Source organism: Pantoea sp. Ap-870 (assembly GCF_011752515.1).
Lineage (GTDB): Bacteria > Pseudomonadota > Gammaproteobacteria > Enterobacterales > Enterobacteriaceae > Pantoea > Pantoea dispersa.
Genome location: NZ_VWXG01000005.1, coordinates 234,456 through 259,296 on the forward strand (window position 1 = coordinate 234,456; position 24,841 = coordinate 259,296).

Sequence of the window (24,841 nt, forward strand, 5' to 3'; positions counted from 1 at the left end):
AGCACTATGGCCAGCTGGTATCCGCTGATTAAAAATTTCCATCTGCTGACAGTCGCGATCACCATCACGCTGTTTCTGCTGCGTTTTTACTGGCTGACCACCGGATCTGCCCTGCTGCAGCGCCGCTGGGTGCGCATTGCGCCGCACATCAACGATACATTCCTGCTGCTCAGCGGTGCACTGCTGGTGCTGATTACCCACTTTTATCCGTTTACCCCACAAGGAAGCTGGCTGACGGAGAAGCTGTTAGCGGTTATCATCTACATCGCCTTAGGTTCCGTGGCATTGAGTCGTCGCCCGCGCAGCATGGCGACCCGCTGGGTCGCCTGTTTAGTCGCCGTGGTCGCATTGTTGCTGGTGATTAAACTGGCGATGACCAAAATGCCGTTATTGGGGATAGTATGACCTCGCCAGTGCAACTTGATTACAGTGAAACACCGTTAAGTGAAGCGGTGATCGGCGCGACCTGCGCCATACGCAATGATTTTTCCGCGCCTTCCGTCCAGCAGCAGCTGGCTGACCTGGTTGAAGAGGCGCGGCGCTATGTCAGTAGCGAACAGGATGCGGATCTGCAGCTGGAGAAGCTGCTCGATCTGTTTTACCAGCAGTGGGGCTTTGGCGGTGCCAGTGGCGTCTACAATCTGTCAGACGCGCTGTGGATCGATAAAGTGCTGAAGAGCCGGCAGGGGACGGCGGTATCGCTCGGCGTGATTCTGCTGCACATTGCGGATGAGCTAGAGCTGCCGCTGATGCCGGTGATTTTCCCGACGCAGCTGATCCTGCGTGCCGACTGGCTCGACGGTGAAATGTGGCTGATCAATCCGTTTAACGGTGAGACGCTCGACACCCATACGCTGGAAGTGTGGCTGAAGGGCAACATCAGCCCGACGGCAAAGCTCTACTCTGACGACCTCGACGAAGCGAAAACCGTCAGCGTGATGCGCAAAATGCTCGACACGCTGAAAGCGGCGCTGATGGATGAGAAGCAGATGGAGCTGGCGCTCAATGTCAGCCAGGTGCTGCTGCAAATCGACCCGGACGATCCCTATGAGATTCGCGACCGCGGTTTGATTTACGCCCAGCTGGAGTGCGAGCATATCGCACTGACCGATTTGACCTATTTCGTTGAACAGTGTCCTGAAGACCCGGTCAGCGAGATGATTAAAGTGCAGATCCACGCAATTGAACAGAAACAGGTGACGCTGCACTAAGCGTCCCCCGACATTTAAGGAAAGGGCATGACACAGAAAGTAGTGAGTATCGGCGATATCAAGGTCGCAAACGATCTGCCATTTGTTCTCTTCGGCGGCATGAACGTGCTGGAATCCCAGGATCTCGCCATGCGCATCTGCGAACATTACGTGAAGGTAACCGACAAGCTCGGCATTCCGTATGTGTTCAAAGCCTCTTTTGACAAAGCCAACCGCTCTTCCATCAAGTCTTACCGTGGCCCTGGCTTTGACGAAGGCATGAAAATTTTCCAGGCGCTGAAGCAGGCGTTCGGCGTGAAAATTATCACTGACGTGCACGAAAGCTGGCAGGCGCAGCCGGTCGCCGACGTGGTGGATGTGATTCAGCTGCCGGCCTTCCTGGCGCGTCAGACCGATCTGGTGGAAGCGATGGCGAAAACCGGTGCCGTGATTAACGTGAAGAAGCCGCAGTTCGTCAGCCCAGGCCAGATGGGCAATATCGTCGATAAGTTTGCCGAAGGCGGCAACGACAAGGTGATTCTGTGCGATCGCGGCAGCAACTTCGGGTATGACAACCTGGTGGTTGATATGCTCGGTTTCAACGTGATGAAGAAAGTCACTAACAACAGCCCGGTGATTTTTGACGTTACCCATGCGCTGCAGACGCGCGATCCGTTTGGCGCGGCCTCTGGCGGTCGTCGTGCGCAGGTTGCCGAACTGGCGCGTGCGGGCATGGCGGTAGGCATCGCCGGTCTGTTCATCGAAGCGCACCCGGAGCCGAATAGCGCCAAATGCGACGGCCCGTCCGCGCTGCCGCTTGATAAGCTGGAACCGTTCCTCGCGCAGATGAAAGCGATTGACGATCTGGTTAAAAGCTTCCCGGAGCTGGACACCAGTAACTGATTGTTATTAATCAGTAAGATGACGTTGAAACCACTCCCATCATTGAGCCGTTAGGATATTTCTATCCAGGTGCGCATAAATGCGCACCCTACATTGTACGGTCGCCGCTCATGGCGATCGATTCACCTGATGCGCATGAATGCGCACCCTGCGCTGTAGGGTCGCCATTTATGGCGACCGTTTCACCTGATGCACATGAATGCGCACCCTGCGCTGTAGGGTCGCCATTTATGGCGACCGTATCACCCGTATACCCACTTCAACATCACAGCATAATCGTCAGCAGATAACCGGCAAACAGGGCCAGATGCGCTGCGCCGTTGAGCACGTTGGTGCGGCCAGTGGAGAACGAGATGTGGCACAGAATCAGCACCGCGCTCATCACCACCATATGCGGCGGCTCAAGGCCGAAAATCAATTGCTGTCCGGTCAGGGTGGCGATAATGGTCACCGTCGGCACCGTCAATGAAATGGTGGCCAGCACCGAACCGAAAAACAGGTTCATCGCGCGCTGCACCTGATTCATCAGCACCGCCTTGATTGCGCCCAGACCTTCCGGCGACAGAATCAGCAGCGCGACGAGGAAACCGGTAAACTGCTCCGGCGCGTTCATTTCAGTGAGCAGCATTTCCAGCGAGTTGGCGTTCATCTTGGTCACGCTGATCACCGCAATCAGATGCACAATCAGCCACGCGGTGTGCCACAACGAGCTGTGCGCGGAAGGCTTACCGTGGTGCGGGTCGCCATCATCGCTCTCGTCTTCATGCTCGTAAACAAACAGGCTCTGGTGAGTTTTGGTCTGAATCAGCAGGAACACGCCGTACATCGCCGCAGAGATCGCCGCAATGATCAGCGCCTGCGCGGTGGTGAAATTGCCGCCGGGCAGGGCATTGGGAAACACCAGCACCAGAATCGCCAGCGGGAAAATGGCGATCATGTACTGCTTCACGCCGGCCAGGTTAACGTACTGGGTGGCAAATTTACGCCCGCCAAGCAGCAGGGCACAGCCCACCAGTCCGGCGGTAACGATCATGATGATGGAGTAGAGCGTATCGCGCATCAGCGCGGGCGCTGCATCGCCGGTCGCCATCAGCGCCGAAATCAGGCTCACTTCCAGAATTACCACTGACAGGCTGAGGATCAGCGAGCCGTAGGGTTCACCTAACCGGTGCGCCAGAACGTCGGCGTGACGTACTACGCTGAAGGCGCTGCTTAAAATCGCTACCAGCGCCAGCAGATTGATGCCGATTACCGGCAGAAGCGCTGTCTGGCCGCCAAAAAAGCTCAGCACCGCCAGCGCCAGAATCGGGAAAATCAGCGAATACTCGCTGTGTCGGGTCTTCTCATGTCCAGCCATGCGCCATCCTCTTCGGCAAAAAGAACAAAAACAGGCAATTGCTGCCTGATAAATATAGTGACTCATCTGACGAAGCGCAGTGTAACTTTTCACCACTGCTCACGCAGATTTTTTACGCGTTTTTACTTTTTGTCATTTTAATCTGAATGAAGCGAAATTCGCGTTAATCAGCGAATTAACCCTTTTCATCAGCAGGTTAATGTTGCGTGTTTCTCATCTATCCTGCGTAAAAGGAGTAAGAACAGAACTGAATTATCTGGCCTTATCCTCACTACCCGCCTTTTTTGCTGGCAGAAGTATGAAATAGCAGGTTTGCGTTTTTGCCGTTCTCTTCCAGACTTATACAGGGAACCTGAAACAGGAGGAACTATGCCTTATTCATCGAACCGGGAACTGCCGGACAGCGTGCGCCACGTGCTGCCGGGCCATGCGCAAACCATCTACCAAAAGGCGTTTAACAGCGCCTGGGATCAGTATAAAGATGAAGACGATCGTCGCGGTGATGAATCGCGCGAGCAGGTGGCACACAAAGTCGCCTGGGCGGCGGTCAAAAAAGAGTACGCCAAAGGCGAGGACGACAAGTGGCATCCTAAACACTAGCTCCCGCGCGGGCCACTGCGGCCCGCTTCACACTTCTCCGCGCTTCGTTCAAGAATCCTGCCAGGCAGCCGATGCTATTTACAGATAATTTCCCCTTTGTGATCGGGGTCAATCTTGAAACGTTTATGGCAAATGCATTACTGTCTTGTCTTAAGTCGACGCCATGGGCGCCGCCTGTAAAATCGCAGATTCAGGGAGCCATAACGACAGGAAGGTCAGCGCAGTAGAGGAGATCGCAGTGTTAACCCGGGAATTCTTACTAAAAGCGGATTGCAAAACTTCATTTGGTGATATTGACGAAGCGCTGCTGTGGAGCTGTGAGAAGCGCGCGGCGTCGCTCTGCGCCACGCTTGCCTGTCGTCCCGATCAAAGCCCGGTGTGGATCTTCGGCTACGGTTCCCTGATGTGGAACCCGGTTTTTGAAGCGGAAGAGGTGGCGACCGGACGGCTTGAGGGCTGGCATCGTGCCTTTTGCCTGCGGCTGACCGCCGGACGCGGCACCGTTGCCGCACCAGGACGGATGCTGGCGCTGAAAGAGGGCGGTTCTACCAGCGGTCTGGCGTTTCGCCTGCCGGAAGCGCGCCTGCATGAAGAGCTTGAACTGCTGTGGAAACGGGAAATGATCACCGGCTGCTATCTGCCCACCTGGTGTGAACTGACGCTGGAGGATGGCCGCACGGTTACGGCGCTGGTGTTTATCATGGATCCGCGTCATCCGCTGTATGAAGCCGACTCCTGCCGCAGCACCATTGCTCCGCTGATCGCTCAGGCCAGCGGCCCGCTCGGCAGCAACGCGCAGTATCTGTTCTCGCTGGAACAGGAATTGGGCAAACGCGGCATGCAGGAAGAGGCGTTAACGCGCCTTGCGGCCGAAGTGCGCGCGCTGCAGCAGAGCGCTGCGCGCGGCTAACCTCAATTACCCGGATTAATCAGCCAGGTGCCCGGCTGGTTAATCGTCAGCATCTGGCTGCGCACCAGGCTGCCGTGATGCACTTCAATACGATAGCTGCCTGCCGCCAGATTCAGCGAGGCGAAACCGCTGCTGGCGGGTTTCACATCCTTCGCTTCGCCGTTCAGCACGATATTTTCCCCTGCCTGCAACTGCAGGTAAACCGTCGCCATGGTTGGTGCGCTGCTGGCGGGCGCGCTGCCCGCTGATGGGGTCGCCGCCGGGGCGCTGCTGGCCGCCACCGGCGGTGCGTCGCTCGGGCGATTGGCTTTCCACACTACGACCACCACGGCAAGCAACGCCACGGCAGCGGCGGCGAGCAGGGCAGGCGACAAACGGCGCACATTGCGCGGCGTCACCGGTTCAATCGCGGCGGCGGCATGATTAACCGCCATTACCTGCGGTTCCGGCACGGCCGCTACCGGCTCCGGCACGGGCTGGCTCTCCGCGGTCACCGGGAAGGTCGTCACCAGCGCTTCGACATCGCTCACCGGCAGATCGATCAGCCGGGCAAAAGCATCAATACTCTGCGGACGGTCTTCCGGCTTCATCGCCAGCGCGCAGTCGATCGCGTGCAGCAGCGGCAACGAATACCCCTCAGGCTTGCGCTCCACCAGTGGCTGGTAGTTATCTTCAATGCAGCGCACCACGCTGACCGGCGGCGCGTGGCCGGTGATCAGCGTATGCAGCACCGCGCCCAGCGCGTAGATATCGGTCCAGGGTCCCTGTTCGACTTCTCCCTCTTCGCTGTACTGCTCAATTGGCGCGAAGCCCGGCTTGAGCATGATCTCGGTTTCATCCGACAGGTTGCCAATCTCTTTGCGCGCCGAGCCAAAGTCGAGCAGCACCGGCAGCTGATTTTCCTGAATCTGAATGTTATCGAGCGAAATATCACGATGCAGGTAACCGGCGGTGTGAATGGTGTTGATGGCACCAAACAGCGGCGGCAACAGACGACGAATCCACGCTTCGTCAATGCTGTCCGGGCTGGTGAGCTGCCACTCTTTCAGCGTCATGCCGCTGTAATAGAGCGTGCCCATGTAAGCCGTGCCGTTCTCTTCCCAGAAGCGCAGGACGTGCAGCAGACCGGGATGATTGAAACGCGCCAGCAGCCGTGCCTCCTGAATAAAGCTGTTGCGTCCGGCATTAAACAGTTTCTGGAAGCGCTCGCCGCGCAGTTCCAGCGCCAGATCCGCACCGCGTACCGCCAGTGACACCGGCATGTACTCTTTGATGGCGATGGTGCGTTCCAGCTGATGATCCCAGGCGCGATAGACAATGCCAAAGCCGCCGCCGCCGATCACTTCCTTGATTTCAAACTCGTTAAACCGGTAGCCCGCAGGCAGGGCATTGGGGGTATGATTTTCGTTTGCCGACATAGTGAGCTCTCTGAACACGTCCTGTAGCGCCCCGTCACGCCGGTGACGGCGGGCAACAACCGCTAATTAATTAATGTTACGCCAGGCACCAATTGCCGGATCGGCCAGATCGGCGTGCAGGGTGTCAATCAGTAACACAGTCACTTTTTGCTGTGGCATAAACTGCGGCGACCAGATGCCGCGTAAGCTATCAACCCGCGATTTCACCGCTTCGCTATCCGTGCCGGTGTTTTTATCCATTTTAATCAGCAGCGTACCGCTGAAGCGCCAGACGTGCTGCTGAGCATCAAACGGCAGCACCAGCCAGCTATCGCTGGCATCGGGCCGCGTGACAATCATGCGCTGTTTGTTCACCGCCACCACCTCCAGCGGCGTGCGGGTCAGCGTAAGATCGGCGATGGGATAACCCTGCAGGAAGGTTACCGTCTGGCTGCGCGTTTTGCCGTCACTCAGCAGCGTCATCGCCGCCGGACCTTCCAGCCAGCCCTCGGTTGAGCAATGCTGCTGCGGGTTCTCAGGAATAAACAGCGAACCGCCGTTTTCATCCCACCAGGTACGGAAATGGCAGCCGCCGGGCAGGGCGAAGTGCTGCAGCGGCGTGCTGTCGGCCGGACGCGATAAATCCAGCGGCGCCGCGGTATTTGCACTGGCGCTGGCGGTCGCGTCGTTGAGGATGATCGGCCGCCAGTTCTGCAGTTTTGCCGCGCTGCCGTTAGCCAGCACGCTGCCCTCTTTGCTGGTCATCTGCCAGGGGATCTCATCCAGCAGGCCGCACTGGTTCGCCAGCAGCGTACCGACGCGCGGCAGGAAGCTGGTAAGAATGCTGGTGTCGCTGCTTTTACCGGACACGATGCGCAGCGGCAGCGTCTCTTTACACCAGTCGTCGGGCGCATTACTGGCAACGTTATCGATATAGACTTCCAGCGACAGGCTGGGCGAGTAGACCACCCGGTAATCTTCCGCCTGCGCATTCAGGGCCAGTAACAGGGCGGCAACGCCCGGCAACCACAGTTTCATAATGATCCTTGCAATCAATAACGTGACGGCAGAAAACGTGCCGCATCAGCCTGGGAATAAAGCAGCGTCGCGTCCTGCGGTTCGCCAATCCAGATTGCCAGAGCGCTGAGATTGTCGCTTTTAACACTGCGGTTTACGGCCTGTTCCATCAATGCCAGCCACTCTTCGCAGGCGTTCACCATGCGCAGTGCCTGTTCCATTTCGTCGGTGGTGAGGTTGAGCCAGAAACCGTCGGTACAGACCAGAAATGCGTCACCATCGGTCAGCTCAATCACCTCGCTGAAGGTGGCCGGTCGGGCCGGCTCAATACCCAGCGCATTATAAAGTAAATTACTGTTAATGCCGGTATTTTCATAGCCGGCTTCGCGCAGCTGCTGCGCCAGACTGTGGTCACGCGTCACCTGATGCAGCACCCCGTGGCGGAAGTGATAAACCCGGCTATCACCGGCGTGCGCCCACCATGCGCGCTGCGTTGTGCGGTCAATAAACAGGGCGGCAAGGGTGGTGCTCATGCGCGAAAAATTCGGATTGTTCCCCTGGGCGCTGACCAGCGTTTGCTGACACTTTTCTATCGCCGCGCGTGTACTCTCCGGCGTGAACGTGTCGTTTTGCTGCAGCTGCGTCAGCAGGGTATCGCGCACCAGCTGGGCCGCATAATCGCCGCCGGGCAGACCGGCCACGCCGTCGCATACCAGAAAACAGGCTTTCTGTTCATCGACTTCGGCACCGGTGCGATCCTGGTTTTCGTCACGCATACCCTGCTGGCAGCGGCTGGCAAACTTCATCTTCATGCGTCTTCGGTCCGCGTCTGGGAATCTTTGTACTGATTCACTTCCATGTCGTAGGCATGCAGAAAGGCTTCACCAAACAGGGTGTGGAAGTCATCTTCAATCTCGCCCGCAGTGCGCTGATAGTGACGGAGAAAATAGTCCCACAGCGCCGCTTTACGTCCGCCGCTGAACGGCATCTTAGGCAGCACGCCGTCTTTGCGCGCTTCCTCTTCCAGACGCTGCGGATTAAACGACTGCAGCATCGCGGCAATGATGGCGCGAATGCCGGCAATCATCCCCAGCTGATGCGCCTGTAAATCCACCAGCGCATCGCGCACCGCTGCTTCCGGTGGCATAAAGCCAGGCATCTGGCTCTGGTACATCTGCATCAGCACGGTTTTGCCGGAAGGCAGAATTTTAAACGGGTTATTGGCTTCGTTAAGGATCATCGTCATGTCGGCTTTCACGCCGCGCTTGAGGATGGAGCGCGAAGAGAGCAGGGCAACCGTACCCTGCGAAAACAGGCTGAGCATACGGCCGGTGACGCGCATCTGCTCTTCGGTGATCGGCGTCTGGTGACCATTATTCAGGCCCATACCTTCCAGCAGCGCGGCGATCAGTTTGTCCTGATCGGCGCCCGGCAGCACGGCTGGCATCACGGGCGCATCGCTTTGCGGATCGATCGCCAGGCGCGCGTCCGGGCGGCGTTCGTGACGCGGACTGTCACTCTGCGGCAGGACTTCCGGTTCCGGCACGCTTTCGTCCTGCTGCATACCCAGCGGATCGGCGGCGCTGTCAGCAAAAAACGCCAGTGGATCATCCTGCGGTGCGTTCTGACACGCCGGGTCACACACTTCAAGGCCATATTCGCCAATCTGCAGCGTATCGCCGTGGCGCAGCCGCACCTGCGAGCCGCGCTGTAGCGCCACGCCGTTCAGCACCACTGAAGTGACGCTGCCCTGGTTGGTCAGGCGGCACTCGCCGTCTGGCGACAGGTGCACCAGCGCCTGCAGGCGCGAAATAGCGCGCGATTCGTCGGGCAGCACCAGGTCGTTATCCTGGCTGCGGCCAATGGTCCCGCCAGGCGGGCTAAACGCGACGGTTTTGGCGGGCACATCCGTATTGCACTGCACAATGGTAAATTGCATGAGTCATCCCGTTAACAAGGCAAGCGCACTGGCCTACTCAAACATCGGTGGATAGAGGCCATTACGTCCCGGCTGGGCACCCGCCGCCGGGTTAAACAATAACGAAAAAAGTTGCGCGGTGAGCGGGCCACTGTGTTTATGCGTGGCGTGGGCAAAGCCGTCACTGCGATTACTCCACCAGTAGCTAATGTGCTGTTGGGGATCAAAACGGTCGGCCACTTCACGCCAGCTCAGGGTGCAGGGCAAATCGTCAAAACCAATCACATCCATGATGTCGCTGCGCTGCTTATCCGGCAGCAGCAGCGGAGCCAGCTGTTGAATCTGCGTCTCCAGCGCGTCCGGGCTGTGGCGATCGCGCACCGCCTGCCACAGCAGCGCGCCGAGTTCCTGATACCAGTCGCCGGAGATCGCCAGCTGTGAAGCATGCCACGCGCTGAGCGGAATGCTGTGCAGCGCCAGCAGCGGCCACGCACGGCCGACGCGATCGCACGAGGGCAGCAGACAGCCCAGCTGCACCTGCTGGCGCAGCGGCGATAGCGGCAGGACAAAATTCCATACCGGCGCGCGTAAAAACTGTTGCGTACTGGCCTCTTCCTGCTGATGCCAGTGGATTAAGCCTTGTTGAAACCAGTGGCTCCACGGCGTCACCGTGGCTTCACTGAGCCGCTGGCGCAGAAAATCACCGGTGGCCGGTAATTTGCCATACCAGCCCGGCGCGGTGTAACTCGCCATGGTTACCTCACCATTACTCACTGTGTCCGGTCAATCGCTGCGATACGGTGTGTGGCGCAACCGCCAGCATACGGCCATTCTGACCGGCATTTTTCAGATTTTCCGCAAGCTTACGCATCATCAGCGCATTGTCGCGCGCATAAGGCGACGACTGAATCTGCTGATCGAGCAGCTGGCTAAGGTGCCAGTCAAGCTGCTGCAGATCGCGCGCGCTGACATTGTCCGGCAGCGTGCGCTGCAGATTTTGCATCAGCCAGCCGCGCAGAAATTCGCCGTCGTAGTTACGCGGCTGATACAGCATCTGATAAGCGCGCAGCGCATTGCGGCTGTAGTCATTGTCGGTGCCGGGATCGTCACGCAGCAGGTTGGTGATTTGCTGGGCCACGCGCGGCAGCAGTAAAGACTTAAGCGCATTTTGATAAAGCACCCATGCGGCATCGCTCACCTGGTTACCGCGATACAGTCCAGCGCGCATGGTAAGCGGTGGATTGTCGAGAGAAAAATGCACCGACAGCGGCAGTTTCACCAGGTTATTTAAGAAGGGTAGCAGATCAAAAATATTATCGGCTGGCTGATGAATAACCTGCTGACTTTGCGCGGTAATCGGCCCGATACGCGCCGCGACCTGATCGAGATAACGCTGATTCTGTACGTAGCTGGTGAGCCACAAACCGGAGAGCAGCACCAGCGCGCCGGTGAGCGCGCCGTAACCGATCCAGTGCAGCAGCCGGTTACGATACTCCCAGTGACGGTTGCTGCCGGCAAGGCCGCTTTCGCGGAACACCAGGTCGCTTAAAAGGTCGCGAATAAAGAAGCTCTGGCCTTTGGTACCCGGAATCGGATTGCTGCGGTTAACGCTGTCCCACGCGGCAAGGCTCGACTCGCCGGTGTGTGGCAGCTGTAGCTTACGGTTGAGTTCGCCCATGATGCGGTCAAACGGCAGGCCTTCCTGGGTACCGCTGGTGAAGAACAGGCCGCGCGCCGACCAGGCAATCTCATCCTGATGGCGGGAAAACACCACGTCGAGATATTCGTTGAGTAACGGACGCAGCGAACTGAATTCCTGCGGGAACAGGAAGCTGTCGGCGCGCTGGGTGAGATCGCGCTCGCCAGCCATCACGTCGGCCAGCTGCTGCTGCAGACGCTGCTCCAGCTGCTGAAAGCGCTCGCTAAAGCTGCGGTGCCAGTCATCTTTATGCGGCTTGCCCGGTTCCCACGGGAAGGTGAAGCCCCAGATGGCATCGCGCTGCGGTTTACTCAGGTTGCCGTAAAAGCTCATAAACCCTTTCAGCAGGTCGGTTTTGGTGACCATCACATACACCGGGAAGTGAATGCCGGTTTGCTGATGCAGCTCGACCATGCGGCTGCGTAGCGCGCTGGCCTGGGCGTGACGTGCCTCGGCGGAATCGGTCAGCAGGTCGGCCACGCTGATGGTCATGATCACGCCGTTGATTGGCTGGCGCGTGCGGTAGCGCTTAAGCAGTTTTATGAAGTTATGCCACTCGGCGCCGTCGCGCGCGCGCTGGCTCTCCTGCAGTGCGTAACGGCCCGCGGTGTCGATTAAAACTGCGCTGTCGGTGAACCACCAGTCGCAGTGACGCGTGCCGCCGACGCCGCGTACCGCCTCTTTGCCGAGGCTGTCAGTTAACGGAAACTCCAGACCAGCATTCAGCAGCGCGGTGGTTTTACCGGCGCCGGGCGCGCCGATCATCACGTACCACGGCAGCTGATACAGATAGTGACTCTGAAAACGCGCCAGCCAGCTTTTCTGATGCCGGCGACCAAACTGGGTGCGTTTCAGCCGCAGCGCCGCTTCGCTGAAGCGCTGGGTCAGCAGCGTCTCGGTCGCCTGGCGATCGGACGCTTCTTCGTGACTCATTTCCTGCAGGCGATTGAGCAGCTTGCTGTTAAACCAGCCGCGCCAGATGGCGGGAATAAACTGGAACAGTACCCAGCAGAAATAGAGCAGGCCGACCGCCAGCTGGCGCGGGAATACCGGCTCCAGTGGACGAGTATCGCCCCAGCTCCACAGCGGACCGAGCATCCACAGCACGCAGCTCAGTGCCGTGACGCCAATCAGGCCCCACAGCAGGCGATGGGTTAACAGATGTTGGAGTGATGCGCGCATCACTGGCCTCCCTGATGATTGCCGAGGGTTTCCGGTGCCGCAAACAGGGTGATCTCCACCCGGCGATTGCGGGCGCGGTTTTCATTGCTGTCATTGGGTAAGAGCGGATTGCTGTCGCCACGGCCTTCGGCTTTAACGCTGTGACCGTCCGCCAGCTGCGTATTCAGCAGTTGCGTAACGGCACGGGCACGAGCGAAGGAGAATTCATAGCTGGAGGCGAAACGGCCATCCACCGGACGATTATCGGTATAGACCGATACCAGCACCGTGCCTTTTACCGTCTTCATCGCGCTGGCCACGTGCGCCAGCAGCGCGCGGCCAACCTGGTTTACCACCGTACCGTCCGGCGCAAACAGCTTGTCCGCAGGGATGATCACCTTGCTGCCAAAGGCACCGTCGCTCACTTCCAGCTGGCCTGCGGCAATCACGTCGTTAAGACGCTGATGCAGATCGAGCAGCGCCTGCGGTGAGGTGGGGCGGCGGCCCGGCATGATTTGCGGCAGCGGGGTTTGATAGATGGCGCGCAGCAGCGGTTCGGCCGCATTGCCCAGCCGCCAGTTGAGCCCGCTGTAGATCAGACAGGCAATGAGCGTAGCCAGCGTGACGCAGGCCCACAGTGGCACCATTGGCCGCGTCAGGGTGCTGACCAGCGGATGTACTTCCACCAGCGGCGCGCGCGGTGGTGTCGCCGGGCGGGTTTCCGTAATCAGCTGCGCCAGCCGTTTACGGATGCCTTCACACTGTGCGCGTCCGCTGTCGCTGCCGCGATAGCGCCCTTCGTAGCCCAGCAGCAGGCAGTAGTGAATCACTTCCAGCAGCCATAAATGCTGCTGCGGGCTTTGCGACACGCGCGACAGCAGCTGGAACACTTTTTCGCCGCCCCAGCTTTCGTTATGAAAGGTCACCAGCATGCCGTTGCCGGACCAGACGCCGCGCGTGCCCCAGGGGGTTTGCGCCGCCGCTTCGTCCAGCACGCTACACAGGCAGTAGCGTGCACCGATGATCATCTCAAATGGCAAACCCGCCTGCTTGCAGCGTTGCTCGAACTGGCGGATCTCTTCAATCAGCAGCTGACGCAGGCCGGCGGGATCGTCGTGCGTCGCCGCCTGCCGTATACGCACGACGGCATTCAGAATCGGTGCTGCGGCATTCAGCAAAAGGTTATCGTTGCCCGCGACAATGCCATCGCGGGCAAGGGAGTCCTGAGTCATTAAATCTCGATTATCCTGGCAATAACGGAACGGTTAGCCCGCAAAGCAGCGGTGTGCTGCGGGCAATATGCGCCGGATTGCATCATCAGTCTAAGATCCAGGTCGCGGTATCATTGGTGCGGCATGCTTTACTAGCGCCGCCCACGGCCACGCAGACCTGTTTAGTACGACGGGGACGCGGCCGGTCGCTGCGCAGCGTGGCATCATAGCGGCTGCTCTCCACGCCAGCTTTGGGGGGCACGTAGCCAATCAGCTGACCGCTGGGTTCTTCTGCAATCGCCAGCCAGTTGTGCTCGACGCGACCCAGCACCTCAAAGGTTTGGGCGTTATCCAGATAACGGACCACTTTGCCGCCGTAATCCGGCAGGGTCATCACAGAGGCGGCATACAGCGCGCGAAAGCTCTCATTCACCGGGGTAAATTCACCGGGTGCTGCCACTGCATGACGATGAACCAGTTTTACGCCGTTCACTTCGCTGGTGACCAGGGTGTCATCCGTCACGGGCGGTGGAGGCGCTTTACATCCCGCCAGCGTTAAAGCCGCCAGCAGCGTTAGCAAGAGACTCTTATTCACCATGATCCTCAAATTTTCATCAGTGTCGCTGCAGAGTTGTATCCGGCACGCACTCAGCGGGCGGGCAGATTATGCAGTGAGAAGGCCACTAAAAAACAGTCAAATTACAGAAAGATAGTGCTGACTTAAGTCTACCTAAGACTTTTGAGAATTCAAACCATTGCACCGCGGCAAATCCCGTGCTACCGGGCGAAAAAACGCCTTAACGGCACGCCGCGATAGTTCTGGCTGGGACGATAGATAAGCTGCATTAATTTATTTGCGTAAGCAAGCGCGGCTGGTGTGCGGCGCGACATTTACCCCCTGATGGTGCTTAAGGGAATTGGTAAATAAGATTTATCTATTTTTTCAGATAAAAAAAGATTGCGCGGCGAAACAATTTTATGATTTTCGGAATTTCCGGGCGCAGCCACGTCTTTAACCCAGCCAGTCCGGCACGGCTTTTGCTTGCTCCACCACTTAACCGTATTACGCAGCAAAGGTCGCGGAACCGTTCGCTGGTGATTGGCCCGCACCAGGTTAGCGCAGGTCCTGATTTCACTTATGGCTAAATAAACCCATCTTTTTCTCGCTTAATCCGCGCTTTAGACCCGAAGGGTTTTGGCATCCTATGCTCAGAATTCCTGCCAGCTGAGGTATGTCGTGGCTGAAGAGAGCAACGAGGACAAAACAGAATCGCCCACCCCCCACCGACTTGAGAAAGCACGGCAGGAGGGGCAGATTCCGCGTTCGCGCGAGCTGACTTCGGTACTGATGCTGCTGGCCGGGCTGCTGATCATCTGGCTGGGCGGCCACAATATGGCGCAACGGCTGGCCAGCATGGTGGCCACCGGCTTCCGCTTCGACCACGGCATGGTCAACGACGATAAAATTATCGTCTCGCACATCGGCAACCTGGTGATGCAGGCGGTGATCGCGCTGCTGCCGCTGATGGCCGGGCTGGTGATCGTTGCCATCGCCGCGCCGATGATTCTGGGCGGAATCAACATCAGCGGAAAATCCATCAAATTCGATTTCAAAAAGCTCAACCCGTTACCGGGCATTGCGCGCATGTTCTCCGGTCAGACGTGGGCGGAACTGGTGAAGGCGATCCTCAAAGCGGTGCTGGTGGCGCTGGTGGCTGGCTGGTATCTGTGGAGTCACTGGCAGGAGATGCTGCGCCTGATGAGCGAATCGCCTGTGAATGCGCTGCAGCATGGCCTGTCGATGACCGCCATCAGCTGCGCGCTGGTGATGCTGGGTCTGATCCCGATGGTTGGCTTTGATGTGTTCTGGCAGCTCTACAGCTACTTCAAAAAGCTGCGCATGACGCGCCAGGAAATTCGCGATGAACACAAGCAGAACGAAGGCGACCCGCACGTTAAAGGGCGTATCCGCCAGGCGATGCGTGCCGCCGCCCGCCGCCGCATGATGGCCGACGTACCGAAGGCGGACGTCATCGTGACTAACCCGACGCACTACTCGGTGGCGCTGCAGTATCAGGAAGGCAAGATGAGCGCGCCGAAAGTGATTGCCAAAGGCGCCGGTGACATTGCCCTGCGCATTCGTGAAATCGCAAAAGAGCACCGCGTACCGATTCTGGAAGCGCCGCCGCTGGCGCGTGCGCTCTATCGTCATACGGAAATTGGCCAGTTTATTCCCGGCGCGCTCTATGCCGCCGTGGCAGAAGTGCTGGCGTGGGTCTGGCAGCTGCGACGCTGGAAGCGTGAAGGCGGCCTGATTCCAAACAAACCAAAACATCTGCCGGTCCCGGCAGAGATGGACTTTGCAGGAGAGAACACCAACCATGGCTAATCTGGCCGAAAAGCTGCGTTTACCGGGCAATTTTAAAGACACGCAATGGCAGGTGCTGGCTGGTCCGGTGCTGATCATGCTGATTCTGTCAATGATGGTATTGCCGCTGCCGGCGTTCATCCTTGACCTGCTGTTTACCTTCAACATTGCGCTGTCCATCATGGTGCTGCTGGTGGCGATGTTCACCCAGCGCACGCTGGAATTCGCTGCCTTCCCGACCATTTTGCTGTTCTCAACGCTGCTGCGTCTGGCGCTGAACGTCGCCTCAACGCGTATCATCCTGCTGGAAGGGCATACGGGTGCTGATGCCGCCGGGCGTGTGGTTGAAGCCTTTGGTCACTTCCTCGTCGGCGGTAATTTCGCCATTGGTATCGTGGTATTCATCATCCTCGTGATCATCAACTTCATGGTCATCACCAAAGGTGCCGGACGTATCGCCGAAGTGGGCGCGCGTTTCGTGCTGGATGGTATGCCCGGCAAGCAGATGGCGATCGATGCCGATTTGAACGCCGGCCTGATTGGTGAAGACGAAGCCAAACGCCGGCGCACCGAGGTGACCCAGGAAGCGGACTTCTACGGCTCAATGGACGGTGCCAGTAAGTTTGTGCGCGGCGACGCCATCGCCGGCATCCTGATCATGGTGATCAACGTGATCGGCGGCCTGCTGGTGGGCGTGGTGCAGCACGGTATGGATCTCGGCCACGCCGGGGAAACCTATACGCTGCTGACCATCGGTGACGGCCTGGTGGCGCAGATCCCGGCGCTGGTGATCTCGACCGCTGCCGGTGTCATCGTTACCCGCGTCAGCACCGATCAGGACGTCGGCGAACAGATGGTGGGCCAGCTGTTTAACAATCCACGCGTGCTGATGCTGAGCGCCGGCGTGATTGGCCTGCTGGGCCTGGTGCCCGGCATGCCGAACTTTGTGTTCCTGCTGTTCACCGCGGCGCTGCTCGGCCTGGCCTGGTGGCTGCGCGGTCGCGAAATGCAGCCGAAGAAGCAAAGTGAAGCCTCCAGCGTGGTGAAAACGCAGGAGACGCCGGCCACGGTCGAAGCCTCGTGGACCGACGTCCAGCTGGAAGATTCGCTCGGTATGGAAGTGGGCTATCGCCTGATTCCGATGGTCGATCATCTGCAAAACGGCGAGCTGCTCGGGCGTATCCGCAGTATCCGTAAAAAGGTGGCGCAGGAGGTCGGCTTCCTGCCACCGGTGGTGCACATTCGTGACAACATGGAGCTGCCGCCGGCGCGCTATCGCATCCTGATGAAGGGCGTGGAGATTGGCAGCGGCGATGCTTATCCGGGACGCTGGATGGCGATCAACCCGGGCACGGCGGCGGGCACGCTGCCGGGTGAAGCGACGGTTGACCCGGCGTTTGGCCTCGCGGCCATCTGGATCGACAGCGCGCTGAAAGAGCAGGCACAGATTCAGGGCTACACCGTAGTGGAAGCCAGTACCGTGGTGGCTACCCACCTTAATCACCTGATCGGCCAGTACGCCAGCGAGCTGTTTGGGCGTCAGGAAGCGCAGCAGCTGCTGGACCGCGTCACCCAGGAGATGCCAAAGCTGACGGAAGATCTGGTGCCGGGCGTGATTACCCTGACCACGCTGCATAAAGTGTTGCAAAATCTGCTGACCGAACGCGTTTCGATTCGCGACATGCGCACCATTATCGAAACGCTGGCCGAACATGCGCCGGTGCAGAACGATCCGCAGGAACTGACCAGCGTGGTACGCGTCGCGCTGGGCCGCGCGATTACCCAGCAGTGGTTCCCGGGCAACGGCGAAGTGCAGGTGATTGGACTGGATGCCACATTGGAACGTCTGCTGCTGCAGGCGCTGCAGGGTGGTGGCGGTCTGGAACCGGGTCTTGCCGATCGACTGCTGATGCAGGCGCAGGCCGCGCTGCAGCAGCAGGAGATGACCGGTGCGCCGCCGGTGCTGCTGGTTAACCATCCGCTGCGGGCGCTGCTGGCGCGCTTCCTGCGCCGTAACCTGCCGCAGCTGGTGGTGCTGTCTAATATGGAGCTGACCGATAACCGGCAGATCCGCATGACTGCTACCATAGGCGGCAAATAATGCGCGGCGTGACGCTCTCATGGCTGCTGGCGACGCTGCTGGCGCTGCCGCTAACGGGCAAAGCCGCCAGCGGTGCGTGGCAGGCCAGCGCCAGCGGCCCGAGCCTTGGCGTGCGCGGCAACTGGCTGCTGTCGCCGGCGCTTAAAGCGCCCTCGGCGGCTCCAGGGACTATTTCGGTGGTGAACTGGCGCTACACGCTGAGCCGCCCGGCGCCATCCGGTCTGGTGGTGCGGCTGTGCGCCAGTCAGCGCTGCGTGGAGCTGGACGGCGCCAGCGGCAGCACGCGCGGCCTCGCCAACGTGGCAGCCGATGAAACGTTGCATCTGGCTTTCGGATTTCAGGGGCAGGGCGCGTTGCCGCCCGGCCTGCGGGTGGTGAGCAGTGAAGTGATGGTCAATTACCAATAGCAAATAGCCAATAGCCAATAAAAAACCCGCCGCAGCGGGTTTTTTTAGGCTTACATTCGCTCGACGGTTTTGATGCCCAGCGTATCCAGCCCCTGCTTCAGGGTTTTCGCCGTCAGCGCAGCCAGCTGCAGACGGCTGTTGCGTACGTTTTCCTCTTCGGCGGAGAGAATCGGGCAGTGCTCATAGAAGCCCGAGAACAGACCGGCCAGATCGTACAGATAAGCACACATCACGTGCGGCGTGCCGTCGCGCGCAACCTGGGTGATGGTCTCTTCAAACTGCAGCAGACGGGTCGCCAGCAGCGCTTCGCGCTCGTCAGTCAGGATGATATCACCGTACAGGCTGTCTGCCTCAATGCCCGCTTTACGGAATACCGAGAGCACACGCGTGTAGGCATACTGCATGTACGGCGCGGTGTTGCCTTCAAACGCCAGCATGTTGTCCCAGTCGAAGATGTAATCGGTGGTGCGGCTTTTCGACAGGTCGGCGTATTTCACCGCGCCAATGCCGACCACTTCCGCCAGTTCTTTCAGCTCTGCCGCGCTCATCTCCGGATTCTTCTCGCTGACCAGCGCATGGGCGCGCTCAACGGCTTCATCCAGCAGATCGGAAAGTTTGATGGTGCCACCGCTGCGCGTCTTAAATGGACGGCCATCTTTGCCCAGCATCATGCCGAACGCATGGTGCTCCAGCGGCACTGACTCCGGCACGTAGCCCGCTTTGCGCACGATGGTCCACGCCTGCTGCAGATGCTGATGCTGGCGGGAATCGATGTAGTACAGCACGCGATCGGCATGCAGCGTTTCATAGCGATATTTGGCGCAGGCGATATCGGTGGTGGTGTAGAGATAGCCGCCATCCTTCTTCTGGATGATCACGCCCATCGGTTCACCTTCCTTGTTTTTAAACTCATCAAGGAAGACCACGGTGGCGCCTTCGCTGGTCACCGCCAGCCCTTTTTCGCGCAGATCGGCGACAATGCCCGGCAGCATGTCGTTATACAGGCTTTCACCCATCACATCCTTACGCGTCAGGGTGACGTTAAGGCGGTCATACACCTGCTGGTTCTGACTCATGGTGATATCCACCAGCTTTTTCCACATGGCGCGGCAATATTCGTCGCCACCCTGCAGTTTCACCACGTAACCGCGGGCGCGCTCGGCGAAGGCTTCGTCTTCGTCATAGGTGCGTTTCGCTTCGCGGTAGAAGGCTTCAAGGTCAGCCAGCGCGATATCTTCATGGTGCTCGTTCTGCTGCTTCTCCAGATAGGCGATCAGCATGCCAAACTGTGTGCCCCAGTCACCGACGTGGTTAGCGCGGATGACGTGATGACCGAGAAACTCCTGGGTGCGCACTGCGGCATCACCGATGATGGTGGATCGCACGTGACCGACGTGCATCTCTTTCGCCACGTTAGGCGCCGAGTAGTCAATCACGATAGTCTGAGGTGTCACTTCGCTGACGCCCAGGCGTGGCAGCTGCAGCGCCTGCGCGGCCTGCTGTGCCAGCCACTGGCGGTCGAGGAAGATGTTGATAAAGCCGGGACCGGCGATGTCGACTTTGCTGGCGATGCCAGCCAGATCCAGATGCTGAACTACCTGCTCAGCCAGCTGGCGCGGCACCTGACCGAGCTTTTTCGCCACGGCCATGATACCGTTCGCCTGGTAATCGCCGAACTGCACTTTTGCAGACTGACGAACCTGCGGTTCGCAATCGGCCGGTGCGCCTGCCGCCACCATCGCCTGACTGACTTTATCGGAAAGAAGAGCCTGAATATTCACCGCGTTACCTTCATATGCTGAAAAGGCCCGCCAGCTGAGGGCGAGCCGATGTCGTCATCCCGCGTGCGTGTCGGGACGGAAAAAATAAGAGGGGAAGTATACGTGAAATGTTGGGGTGCGTCAGCAATCGGTTATGGCTGCCGGTGGACGCAGGCCCGCGCGCCGGTTAACGGCGGCGCGGGTGGCGACGGGGATTTTTAACGCTTTTGTCTTCACGCACCTTCCAGTGGCGGGAAATTGCAAATCCCATCAAGGCTATCAGGACCGCGACAACAATGAGCATAGACATAGGGCCATTCCTTGTAGTTGTGAAACCCAAATTTATAAGAAAGGGTCAGCTACTGCAATTGATTGACGGGTAAATAAGAGTTATCTCATTGTATTAACTATTGTTAATAATAACAGTTGGTTAAGGCACTTTTATAAAGTAACGTGTGGACCTGATTACGCGATTAATCCGAAAGAGAGGGGCGGTTTATGCGGTTTTTGAAGGTTTTTGGCGTGAAATCGGATGAATCCGAGCATTTTGTCAAGCGAAAGCTGCGGCAGCCCTGTTTTTTTATTGATTAAAAGATCTGAACTGAGTTTGAGGTATTTAACGTATGAATCTGGATTTTCCTTCAGAACTGAGTGACTTAAAACAAGACCTGTCCCGATTTGAACAGGCTTTGCAACATTTTGCGGCACGCCTCGGCCTGGATCTCACGCAGCATGAGGCGGACCACGTGGCAGTGCGCTGTCACCAGTTCGCCACGGCAGAACGCTGGAAAGCCGGGTTACTGCAAATCGGCGATCAGTTTTCCGAAGCGATGATTAATGGACGGCCGATCTGCCTGTTTAAGCTGCATCAGCCGCTGCGCATTGCGGGCTGGCAGGTGGATGTGATCGAGCTGCCGTGGCCCGGTGAGAAGCTGTATCGCCATGAAGGCTGGGAGCATGTGGAAATTGTGTTGCGCGGCGAGCCGGAAACGCTGGGCATGCGTGCGATGGCGTTGCTGGCAGACGAGGCGCTGACGCAGCCGGGCATCGCGTTTAAAACCAGCACGCCGCAGGGCGAAAATGAACGTCTGCCCAATCCGACCTTAGCGGTGACGGACGGGCAGACTACCATCAAGTTTCATCCGTGGCGGCTGGAGGAGATCGTTGCCAGCGAACAGGCTTAGCGCCGCGCTGCCACCGCCTGCTGCAGGCGCGATACCGCCTGCTGCAGGGTGGCGTGCGTGCAGCCAAAGTTGAAGCGCACGAAGCGATCGTCGCCGAAATCACGGCCCGGCGAGAAACCGAGACCGTGTTTTTCGAAATACAGCGCCGGGCTGGCGACATCCAGCTGGCTGGCGTCAATCCAGCCGAGGTAGCTGGCCTCTGGCGCGACCATGCTGAGTTCCGGCAGCGCATTCACCTGCTGCACCAGCCAGTCACGATTGGTGCGCAGGTAAACCAGCTGGTCCGCCAGCCACCCATCACCGTCGCGCCATGCGGCTTCCGCCGCCACCAGCGCCAGAATATCCACGCCCGGTACGATGCCTTCACGCACCTGCTTAAAGCGTTTCCGCAGTTCGGGATGAGGGATAATGGCCATGGACGCACCCAGCCCGGCGATGTTGAAGGTTTTAGACGGCGAAATCAGGGTGATGCTGCGCTGGGCTGCGTCTTCGCTCAGCGAGGCAAACGGAATGTGCTGTACGCCGGGCGTTAACAGCAGGTCACAATGGATTTCATCAGAGCACACCAGCAAATCGTGGCGTTGGGCAAAGGCCAGCTGCGCCTCCAGCTCATCACGGCGGTAGACGGTGCCGCCCGGATTCTGCGGATTGCACAGCATGAGCAGGCGCTCGTTACCCTGCATCTGGCTGTCATCCAGCTGCATCGCCCAGCGATCCTGCTGTAACTGCAATGGCAGATTGATCTGCGCGCGCTGCGCCAGCCGCGCCGCCGCGCGAAATGGCGGATAAATCGGCGTCGGTGCCACGGTGCTCTGCGACGACTCGGTAAATGCCCGGACCGATAAATTCAGGCCGCTCACCACGCCCGGCAGCAACACAATCCATTCTGGCTCAATCTGCCAGCCATAGCGCTGGGCTAAGCGGGAAATAGTGATATCAATCAAACCGTGCGGCGTCGCGCCATAGCCGAAAACACCGTGGTCGGCACGCTGTTTAATGGCCTCAATGATGCACGGCGGCGAGCGAAAATCGGTGTCGGCAACCCACAAAGGCAGCACATCGCGATCACCATATTTGTGCCATTTCAAACTATCGCTGTGACGACGGTCTATCCCTTGATCAAAATCGAATGCCATAGTGCGCTTTCCACGTAAACTGTCTGAATGAGCAGACTAACTGATGCACTCCTCCCGAGCCAGCAGTCATGAAAAGGAGCAAGGTATGACGAAACTGGAAATTTGTTGCTATGGCATCGACTGCGCAATGACTGCGCAGGCGTCCGGTGCCGATCGCGTGGAGCTGTGCAGTGCTCCACGTGAAGGCGGACTGACACCTTCGGCGGGTATGCTGGAAGCCGCACAACGTGAACTGACCATTCCGGTCCACCCGATCGTGCGGCCGCGCGGCGGCGATTTTTGTTACACCGCACGCGAATTTGAGGTGATGAAATCGGACGTGGCGCGCATTCGCGAGCTGGGTTTTCCTGGCCTGGTGATTGGCATGCTGGACGAAGATGCGCACGTCGACACGGTTCGCATGCAGCAGATTATGGCGCTGTGCGACGGCATGGCGGTGACCTTCCATCGCGCCTTTGATTTGTGCCACAGCCCGAAGCGTTCGCTGGAGGTGCTGACTGATTTAGGGATCGCCCGCATTCTGACTTCCGGTCAGCAGCAGAGCGCTGAAACCGGAATTGCATTATTACGGGAACTAAATGAATACAGCACCGGTCCAATCATTATGGCAGGGGCAGGCGTGCGCCTCAGCAATCTGCAAAAGTTCCTCGACAGCGGATTGCAGGAAGTCCACAGCTCCGCCAGCCGTGCCGTCGCGTCACCGATGCGCTACCGTAAAGCCGGTGTCTCGATGTGTTCTGAAGCGGAAACCGATGAATTCAGCCGCTCCTGTGTCGATGGCGATGTCGTCGAAGCCATGAAGAGCATGATGCAGATGAGCGTTGACCGGGTCGCCTGACCCGTACCAATTTTGCCGCGCAGCACGCCGAAAACCTGACGTGATGTTTGCAAGTACCAAACCCCAGTTCCTTGCTGGGGTTCTTTTTGTCTGCCGCTTCGCCATGAATAGCGCATTGGTGAAAAAGATGCTTTGATTACTCTATGGCTTAACGCGCGGATAACGCTGATGAAATCCCTCCCTTATGCTGTTGTGATTCTGCTGTTCCCCGTTGCCGGCGCGGCGCTGGCCGCCAGCAGCACCTGCCCGCCGCTGAGCAAAAACATCACCAGCAGCAACAACTGGATTATGCTGGGCGGCGACGCCAAAGGCGCGGTGCGCCAGGTGGTGGCCGGGGAGTTTGGTAAAGACGTCAACTCGCAGAAGCGCGTGCTCGGTCAGTTTGACCAGTGCGGCGATCTGATGGTGGCTGACATCACCTATGACAAAAGCGAAGGCAACGTGGTGCTGAGCATGGAGCAGCATATCGCGCGCGTGCAGCGCGGCTGGGTGGCTGACTATGCTTATCTGGTTAAAGTGACCCGCGCGGGCAAAGAGGAAGTGGTGGATAGCCGACAGGGCACCATCAGCTGGCAGATGGGGCAACACGGCAACATCATCAGCGCCTCGGACAAATTTACCAGCATGGGGAAAGAGGGCTTTACCGATACCACTTACCGCTACGATAAACACTTCCGGCTGGAAAAAAGTATCGCGCGTGGCAGCGATGAACTGACCAACGGCGAGAATACCTGGCGCTGGAATCCGCAGGGGCTGGTGGTGGCATCCACCAGCGCGCGCAGTAAAGATACCTACAGCTACGATAATCAATTGCGCGAACTGCGGCTGCACGGCACCTCGACCACGCCGGTCAGCACTCTGCGGTCGGTGGATGAGTGCCAGTTGTGGGACGAGGTGGGCAATTGCACGCTGAGCTATTTGCATGAGACGGAAGTGTTTGCCAAAGGCACCATTGAGCGGCATCTGAGTTCGGCCTACAAATATCAGTATTGGGATCGTCCGGCAACGGACAATTGATGCGCCGTCGCGTATGCTGTTCTGTGCACAACCCGGGAGCCCATCATGACACTGATTATTTCATTCCTTTTCGCCATTACCCTGCTTACGCTGACGCCCGGCTTCGATACCGCGCTGGTGCTGCGTTCGGCGGCTGCGCAGGGCTGGCAGCGTGCCTCGGCGACGGCATTGGGCGTTACGCTCGGCTGTCTGGTGTGGGGCGTGGCGGTCGGGCTGGGCTTAGGCGCGCTGCTGCTGGCTTCGGAAATGGCTTATAACCTGCTGAAAGGCATCGGTGCCGTGTACCTGCTGTATCTCGGCGTCAGACTGCTGCTTAACCCGCGCAGCACGGTGGCCAGCGGGCAGCAGGGGCAAAAGCGGGAAGAGCGCTATCTGACCTGCTTCGCGCGTGGCCTGACCGGTAACCTGCTCAATCCCAAAGTCGGGGTTTTTTACGTCACTTTTCTGCCGCAGTTTATCCCGGCCGGCGGATCGGTGGCACTGTGGTGCACGCTGATGGCGCTCACCCACATGGTGATAGGCTTAGTGTGGAACGCGGTATTGATTAGCGGCAGCCAGTACTTTGCCGGTCATCTGCGCCGTCCGGCAGTGTTAAAAGTGATGGATCGCCTGACCGGCTGCGTGTTTATTGGTTTCGCCGCGAAGCTGGCGCTGTCGCGGCGTTAAG

The 24,841-nt window shown here is 58.6% G+C and carries 24 protein-coding genes; 12 read left to right on the forward strand and 12 right to left on the reverse strand.

Annotated elements, in window-relative coordinates; all coding sequences use genetic code 11:
• The first annotated feature begins 6 nt into the window (after window positions 1-6).
• Genes F3J41_RS14515 through kdsA form a run of 3 tightly spaced genes read left to right on the forward strand, consistent with a single transcriptional unit; the run spans window position 7 to window position 2,093 of the window.
• Window positions 7-405, forward strand: a complete 399-nt coding sequence (locus F3J41_RS14515) for a SirB2 family protein (protein WP_058757490.1) — start codon at window positions 7-9, stop codon at window positions 403-405.
• Complete coding sequence (gene sirB1 / locus F3J41_RS14520; RefSeq protein ID WP_021509943.1) at window positions 402-1,211, forward strand: invasion regulator SirB1; 810 nt, start codon at window positions 402-404, stop codon at window positions 1,209-1,211. The genes F3J41_RS14515 and sirB1 overlap by 4 nt, the downstream gene beginning before the upstream one ends.
• 27 nt (window positions 1,212-1,238) lie before the next feature.
• Window positions 1,239-2,093, forward strand: coding sequence for a 3-deoxy-8-phosphooctulonate synthase (kdsA, locus tag F3J41_RS14525; RefSeq protein ID WP_166711634.1), 855 nt, complete (start codon window positions 1,239-1,241; stop codon window positions 2,091-2,093).
• A gap of 265 nt (window positions 2,094-2,358) precedes the next feature.
• On the opposite strand, the gene chaA is transcribed toward kdsA, so the two are convergent.
• A complete protein-coding gene (gene chaA, locus F3J41_RS14530; protein ID WP_021508693.1) occupies window positions 2,359-3,450 on the reverse strand; it encodes a sodium-potassium/proton antiporter ChaA in 1,092 nt (363 codons plus the stop codon).
• 369 nt (window positions 3,451-3,819) lie between these two features.
• Here chaA and chaB point away from each other — a divergent pair, with 369 nt between their 5' ends.
• Complete coding sequence (gene chaB / locus F3J41_RS14535; RefSeq protein ID WP_021313035.1) at window positions 3,820-4,050, forward strand: putative cation transport regulator ChaB; 231 nt, start codon at window positions 3,820-3,822, stop codon at window positions 4,048-4,050.
• A 238-nt stretch (window positions 4,051-4,288) separates the two neighbouring features.
• Window positions 4,289-4,960 carry a gamma-glutamylcyclotransferase gene (locus tag F3J41_RS14540; RefSeq protein WP_021508695.1) on the forward strand — a complete coding sequence of 224 codons (672 nt, stop codon included), beginning with the start codon at window positions 4,289-4,291 and terminating at the stop codon, window positions 4,958-4,960.
• A 2-nt stretch (window positions 4,961-4,962) separates the two neighbouring features.
• On the opposite strand, the gene F3J41_RS14545 is transcribed toward F3J41_RS14540, so the two are convergent.
• The 8 genes from F3J41_RS14545 to F3J41_RS14580 form a co-directional block, all read right to left on the reverse strand.
• Window positions 4,963-6,378, reverse strand: a complete 1,416-nt coding sequence (locus F3J41_RS14545) for a serine/threonine-protein kinase (RefSeq protein ID WP_166711636.1) — start codon at window positions 6,376-6,378, stop codon at window positions 4,963-4,965.
• A 245-nt stretch (window positions 6,379-6,623) separates the two neighbouring features.
• Window positions 6,624-6,698, reverse strand: coding sequence for a hypothetical protein (locus F3J41_RS23680; protein WP_088517819.1), 75 nt, complete (start codon window positions 6,696-6,698; stop codon window positions 6,624-6,626).
• 711 nt (window positions 6,699-7,409) lie between these two features.
• Window positions 7,410-8,186: a PP2C family serine/threonine-protein phosphatase gene (locus F3J41_RS14555; RefSeq protein WP_058757495.1), complete on the reverse strand. Its 777-nt coding sequence runs from the start codon at window positions 8,184-8,186 to the stop codon at window positions 7,410-7,412.
• Window positions 8,183-9,313 (reverse strand): type VI secretion system-associated FHA domain protein TagH, encoded by a 1,131-nt coding sequence (tagH, locus tag F3J41_RS14560; RefSeq protein WP_166711638.1) that lies wholly within the window; start codon window positions 9,311-9,313, stop codon window positions 8,183-8,185. The genes F3J41_RS14555 and tagH overlap by 4 nt, the downstream gene beginning before the upstream one ends.
• Before the next feature lie 33 nt (window positions 9,314-9,346).
• Window positions 9,347-10,045 carry a type VI secretion system-associated protein TagF gene (gene tagF, locus F3J41_RS14565; RefSeq protein ID WP_058771215.1) on the reverse strand — a complete coding sequence of 233 codons (699 nt, stop codon included), beginning with the start codon at window positions 10,043-10,045 and terminating at the stop codon, window positions 9,347-9,349.
• 13 nt (window positions 10,046-10,058) lie between these two features.
• Entirely contained in the window at window positions 10,059-12,173 is a 2,115-nt protein-coding gene (gene tssM, locus F3J41_RS14570) for a type VI secretion system membrane subunit TssM (protein WP_166711640.1), read from the reverse strand.
• Window positions 12,173-13,384, reverse strand: a complete 1,212-nt coding sequence (gene icmH / locus F3J41_RS14575) for a type IVB secretion system protein IcmH/DotU (protein ID WP_058780675.1) — start codon at window positions 13,382-13,384, stop codon at window positions 12,173-12,175. The genes tssM and icmH overlap by 1 nt, the downstream gene beginning before the upstream one ends.
• Before the next feature lie 85 nt (window positions 13,385-13,469).
• A complete protein-coding gene (locus tag F3J41_RS14580; RefSeq protein WP_021509952.1) occupies window positions 13,470-13,961 on the reverse strand; it encodes a hypothetical protein in 492 nt (163 codons plus the stop codon).
• 639 nt (window positions 13,962-14,600) lie between these two features.
• Between F3J41_RS14580 and flhB the strand changes: the two genes are divergently transcribed.
• From flhB to F3J41_RS14595, 3 genes are read left to right on the forward strand one after another with little or no spacing between them, the layout of a single operon-like run.
• On the forward strand, window positions 14,601-15,752 hold the full coding sequence (gene flhB / locus F3J41_RS14585) for a flagellar biosynthesis protein FlhB (protein ID WP_021509953.1): 1,152 nt from the start codon (window positions 14,601-14,603) through the stop codon (window positions 15,750-15,752).
• Window positions 15,745-17,832 (forward strand): flagellar biosynthesis protein FlhA, encoded by a 2,088-nt coding sequence (gene flhA, locus F3J41_RS14590; protein WP_021509954.1) that lies wholly within the window; start codon window positions 15,745-15,747, stop codon window positions 17,830-17,832. Before flhB ends, flhA begins: the two co-directional genes overlap by 8 nt.
• Window positions 17,832-18,239, forward strand: a complete 408-nt coding sequence (locus F3J41_RS14595; RefSeq protein ID WP_127834216.1) for a flagellar protein FlhE — start codon at window positions 17,832-17,834, stop codon at window positions 18,237-18,239. The genes flhA and F3J41_RS14595 overlap by 1 nt, the downstream gene beginning before the upstream one ends.
• 50 nt (window positions 18,240-18,289) lie before the next feature.
• Here the strand turns inward: F3J41_RS14595 and argS are convergent, their stop codons facing one another.
• The gene (gene argS, locus F3J41_RS14600; RefSeq protein ID WP_127834215.1) at window positions 18,290-20,020 is read right to left on the reverse strand and encodes an arginine--tRNA ligase; all 1,731 of its coding nucleotides are present in this window, start codon (window positions 20,018-20,020) and stop codon (window positions 18,290-18,292) included.
• Between the two features lie 166 nt (window positions 20,021-20,186).
• Window positions 20,187-20,309, reverse strand: a complete 123-nt coding sequence (locus tag F3J41_RS23580) for a hypothetical protein (protein ID WP_007889544.1) — start codon at window positions 20,307-20,309, stop codon at window positions 20,187-20,189.
• Window positions 20,310-20,622: 313 nt separating this feature from the next.
• Here F3J41_RS23580 and F3J41_RS14605 point away from each other — a divergent pair, with 313 nt between their 5' ends.
• Entirely contained in the window at window positions 20,623-21,183 is a 561-nt protein-coding gene (locus F3J41_RS14605; protein ID WP_058774574.1) for a VOC family protein, read from the forward strand.
• Here the strand turns inward: F3J41_RS14605 and F3J41_RS14610 are convergent.
• Complete coding sequence (locus F3J41_RS14610) at window positions 21,180-22,319, reverse strand: MalY/PatB family protein (RefSeq protein WP_127834214.1); 1,140 nt, start codon at window positions 22,317-22,319, stop codon at window positions 21,180-21,182. The two genes, F3J41_RS14605 and F3J41_RS14610, sit on opposite strands and share 4 nt — an antisense overlap.
• Window positions 22,320-22,404: 85 nt before the next feature.
• Between F3J41_RS14610 and cutC the strand changes: the two genes are divergently transcribed.
• From cutC to F3J41_RS14625, 3 genes are all read left to right on the forward strand, one after another.
• Complete coding sequence (gene cutC, locus F3J41_RS14615; protein ID WP_021509959.1) at window positions 22,405-23,157, forward strand: copper homeostasis protein CutC; 753 nt, start codon at window positions 22,405-22,407, stop codon at window positions 23,155-23,157.
• A 168-nt stretch (window positions 23,158-23,325) separates the two neighbouring features.
• The gene (locus tag F3J41_RS14620) at window positions 23,326-24,174 is read left to right on the forward strand and encodes a hypothetical protein (RefSeq protein WP_058774577.1); all 849 of its coding nucleotides are present in this window, start codon (window positions 23,326-23,328) and stop codon (window positions 24,172-24,174) included.
• 45 nt (window positions 24,175-24,219) lie between these two features.
• On the forward strand, window positions 24,220-24,840 hold the full coding sequence (locus F3J41_RS14625) for a LysE family translocator (RefSeq protein WP_166711642.1): 621 nt from the start codon (window positions 24,220-24,222) through the stop codon (window positions 24,838-24,840).
• Window position 24,841: the final 1 nt, after the last annotated feature.

Coding starts and splice junctions, on each gene's coding strand:
- F3J41_RS14515 (WP_058757490.1), top strand. CDS start 7: ATGGCCAGCTGGTATCCGCTGATTAAAAATTTCCATCTGCTGACAGTC.
- sirB1 (WP_021509943.1), top strand. CDS start 402: ATGACCTCGCCAGTGCAACTTGATTACAGTGAAACACCGTTAAGTGAA.
- kdsA (WP_166711634.1), top strand. CDS start 1,239: ATGACACAGAAAGTAGTGAGTATCGGCGATATCAAGGTCGCAAACGAT.
- chaA (WP_021508693.1), bottom strand. CDS start 3,450: ATGGCTGGACATGAGAAGACCCGACACAGCGAGTATTCGCTGATTTTC.
- chaB (WP_021313035.1), top strand. CDS start 3,820: ATGCCTTATTCATCGAACCGGGAACTGCCGGACAGCGTGCGCCACGTG.
- F3J41_RS14545 (WP_166711636.1), bottom strand. CDS start 6,378: ATGTCGGCAAACGAAAATCATACCCCCAATGCCCTGCCTGCGGGCTAC.
- F3J41_RS14555 (WP_058757495.1), bottom strand. CDS start 8,186: ATGAAGATGAAGTTTGCCAGCCGCTGCCAGCAGGGTATGCGTGACGAA.
- tagH (WP_166711638.1), bottom strand. CDS start 9,313: ATGCAATTTACCATTGTGCAGTGCAATACGGATGTGCCCGCCAAAACC.
- tagF (WP_058771215.1), bottom strand. CDS start 10,045: ATGGCGAGTTACACCGCGCCGGGCTGGTATGGCAAATTACCGGCCACC.
- tssM (WP_166711640.1), bottom strand. CDS start 12,173: ATGCGCGCATCACTCCAACATCTGTTAACCCATCGCCTGCTGTGGGGC.
- icmH (WP_058780675.1), bottom strand. CDS start 13,384: ATGACTCAGGACTCCCTTGCCCGCGATGGCATTGTCGCGGGCAACGAT.
- F3J41_RS14580 (WP_021509952.1), bottom strand. CDS start 13,961: ATGGTGAATAAGAGTCTCTTGCTAACGCTGCTGGCGGCTTTAACGCTG.
- flhA (WP_021509954.1), top strand. CDS start 15,745: ATGGCTAATCTGGCCGAAAAGCTGCGTTTACCGGGCAATTTTAAAGAC.
- F3J41_RS14595 (WP_127834216.1), top strand. CDS start 17,832: ATGCGCGGCGTGACGCTCTCATGGCTGCTGGCGACGCTGCTGGCGCTG.
- F3J41_RS23580 (WP_007889544.1), bottom strand. CDS start 20,309: ATGTCTATGCTCATTGTTGTCGCGGTCCTGATAGCCTTGATGGGATTT.
- F3J41_RS14605 (WP_058774574.1), top strand. CDS start 20,623: ATGAATCTGGATTTTCCTTCAGAACTGAGTGACTTAAAACAAGACCTG.
- F3J41_RS14610 (WP_127834214.1), bottom strand. CDS start 22,319: ATGGCATTCGATTTTGATCAAGGGATAGACCGTCGTCACAGCGATAGT.
- cutC (WP_021509959.1), top strand. CDS start 22,405: ATGACGAAACTGGAAATTTGTTGCTATGGCATCGACTGCGCAATGACT.
- F3J41_RS14620 (WP_058774577.1), top strand. CDS start 23,326: ATGAAATCCCTCCCTTATGCTGTTGTGATTCTGCTGTTCCCCGTTGCC.
- F3J41_RS14625 (WP_166711642.1), top strand. CDS start 24,220: ATGACACTGATTATTTCATTCCTTTTCGCCATTACCCTGCTTACGCTG.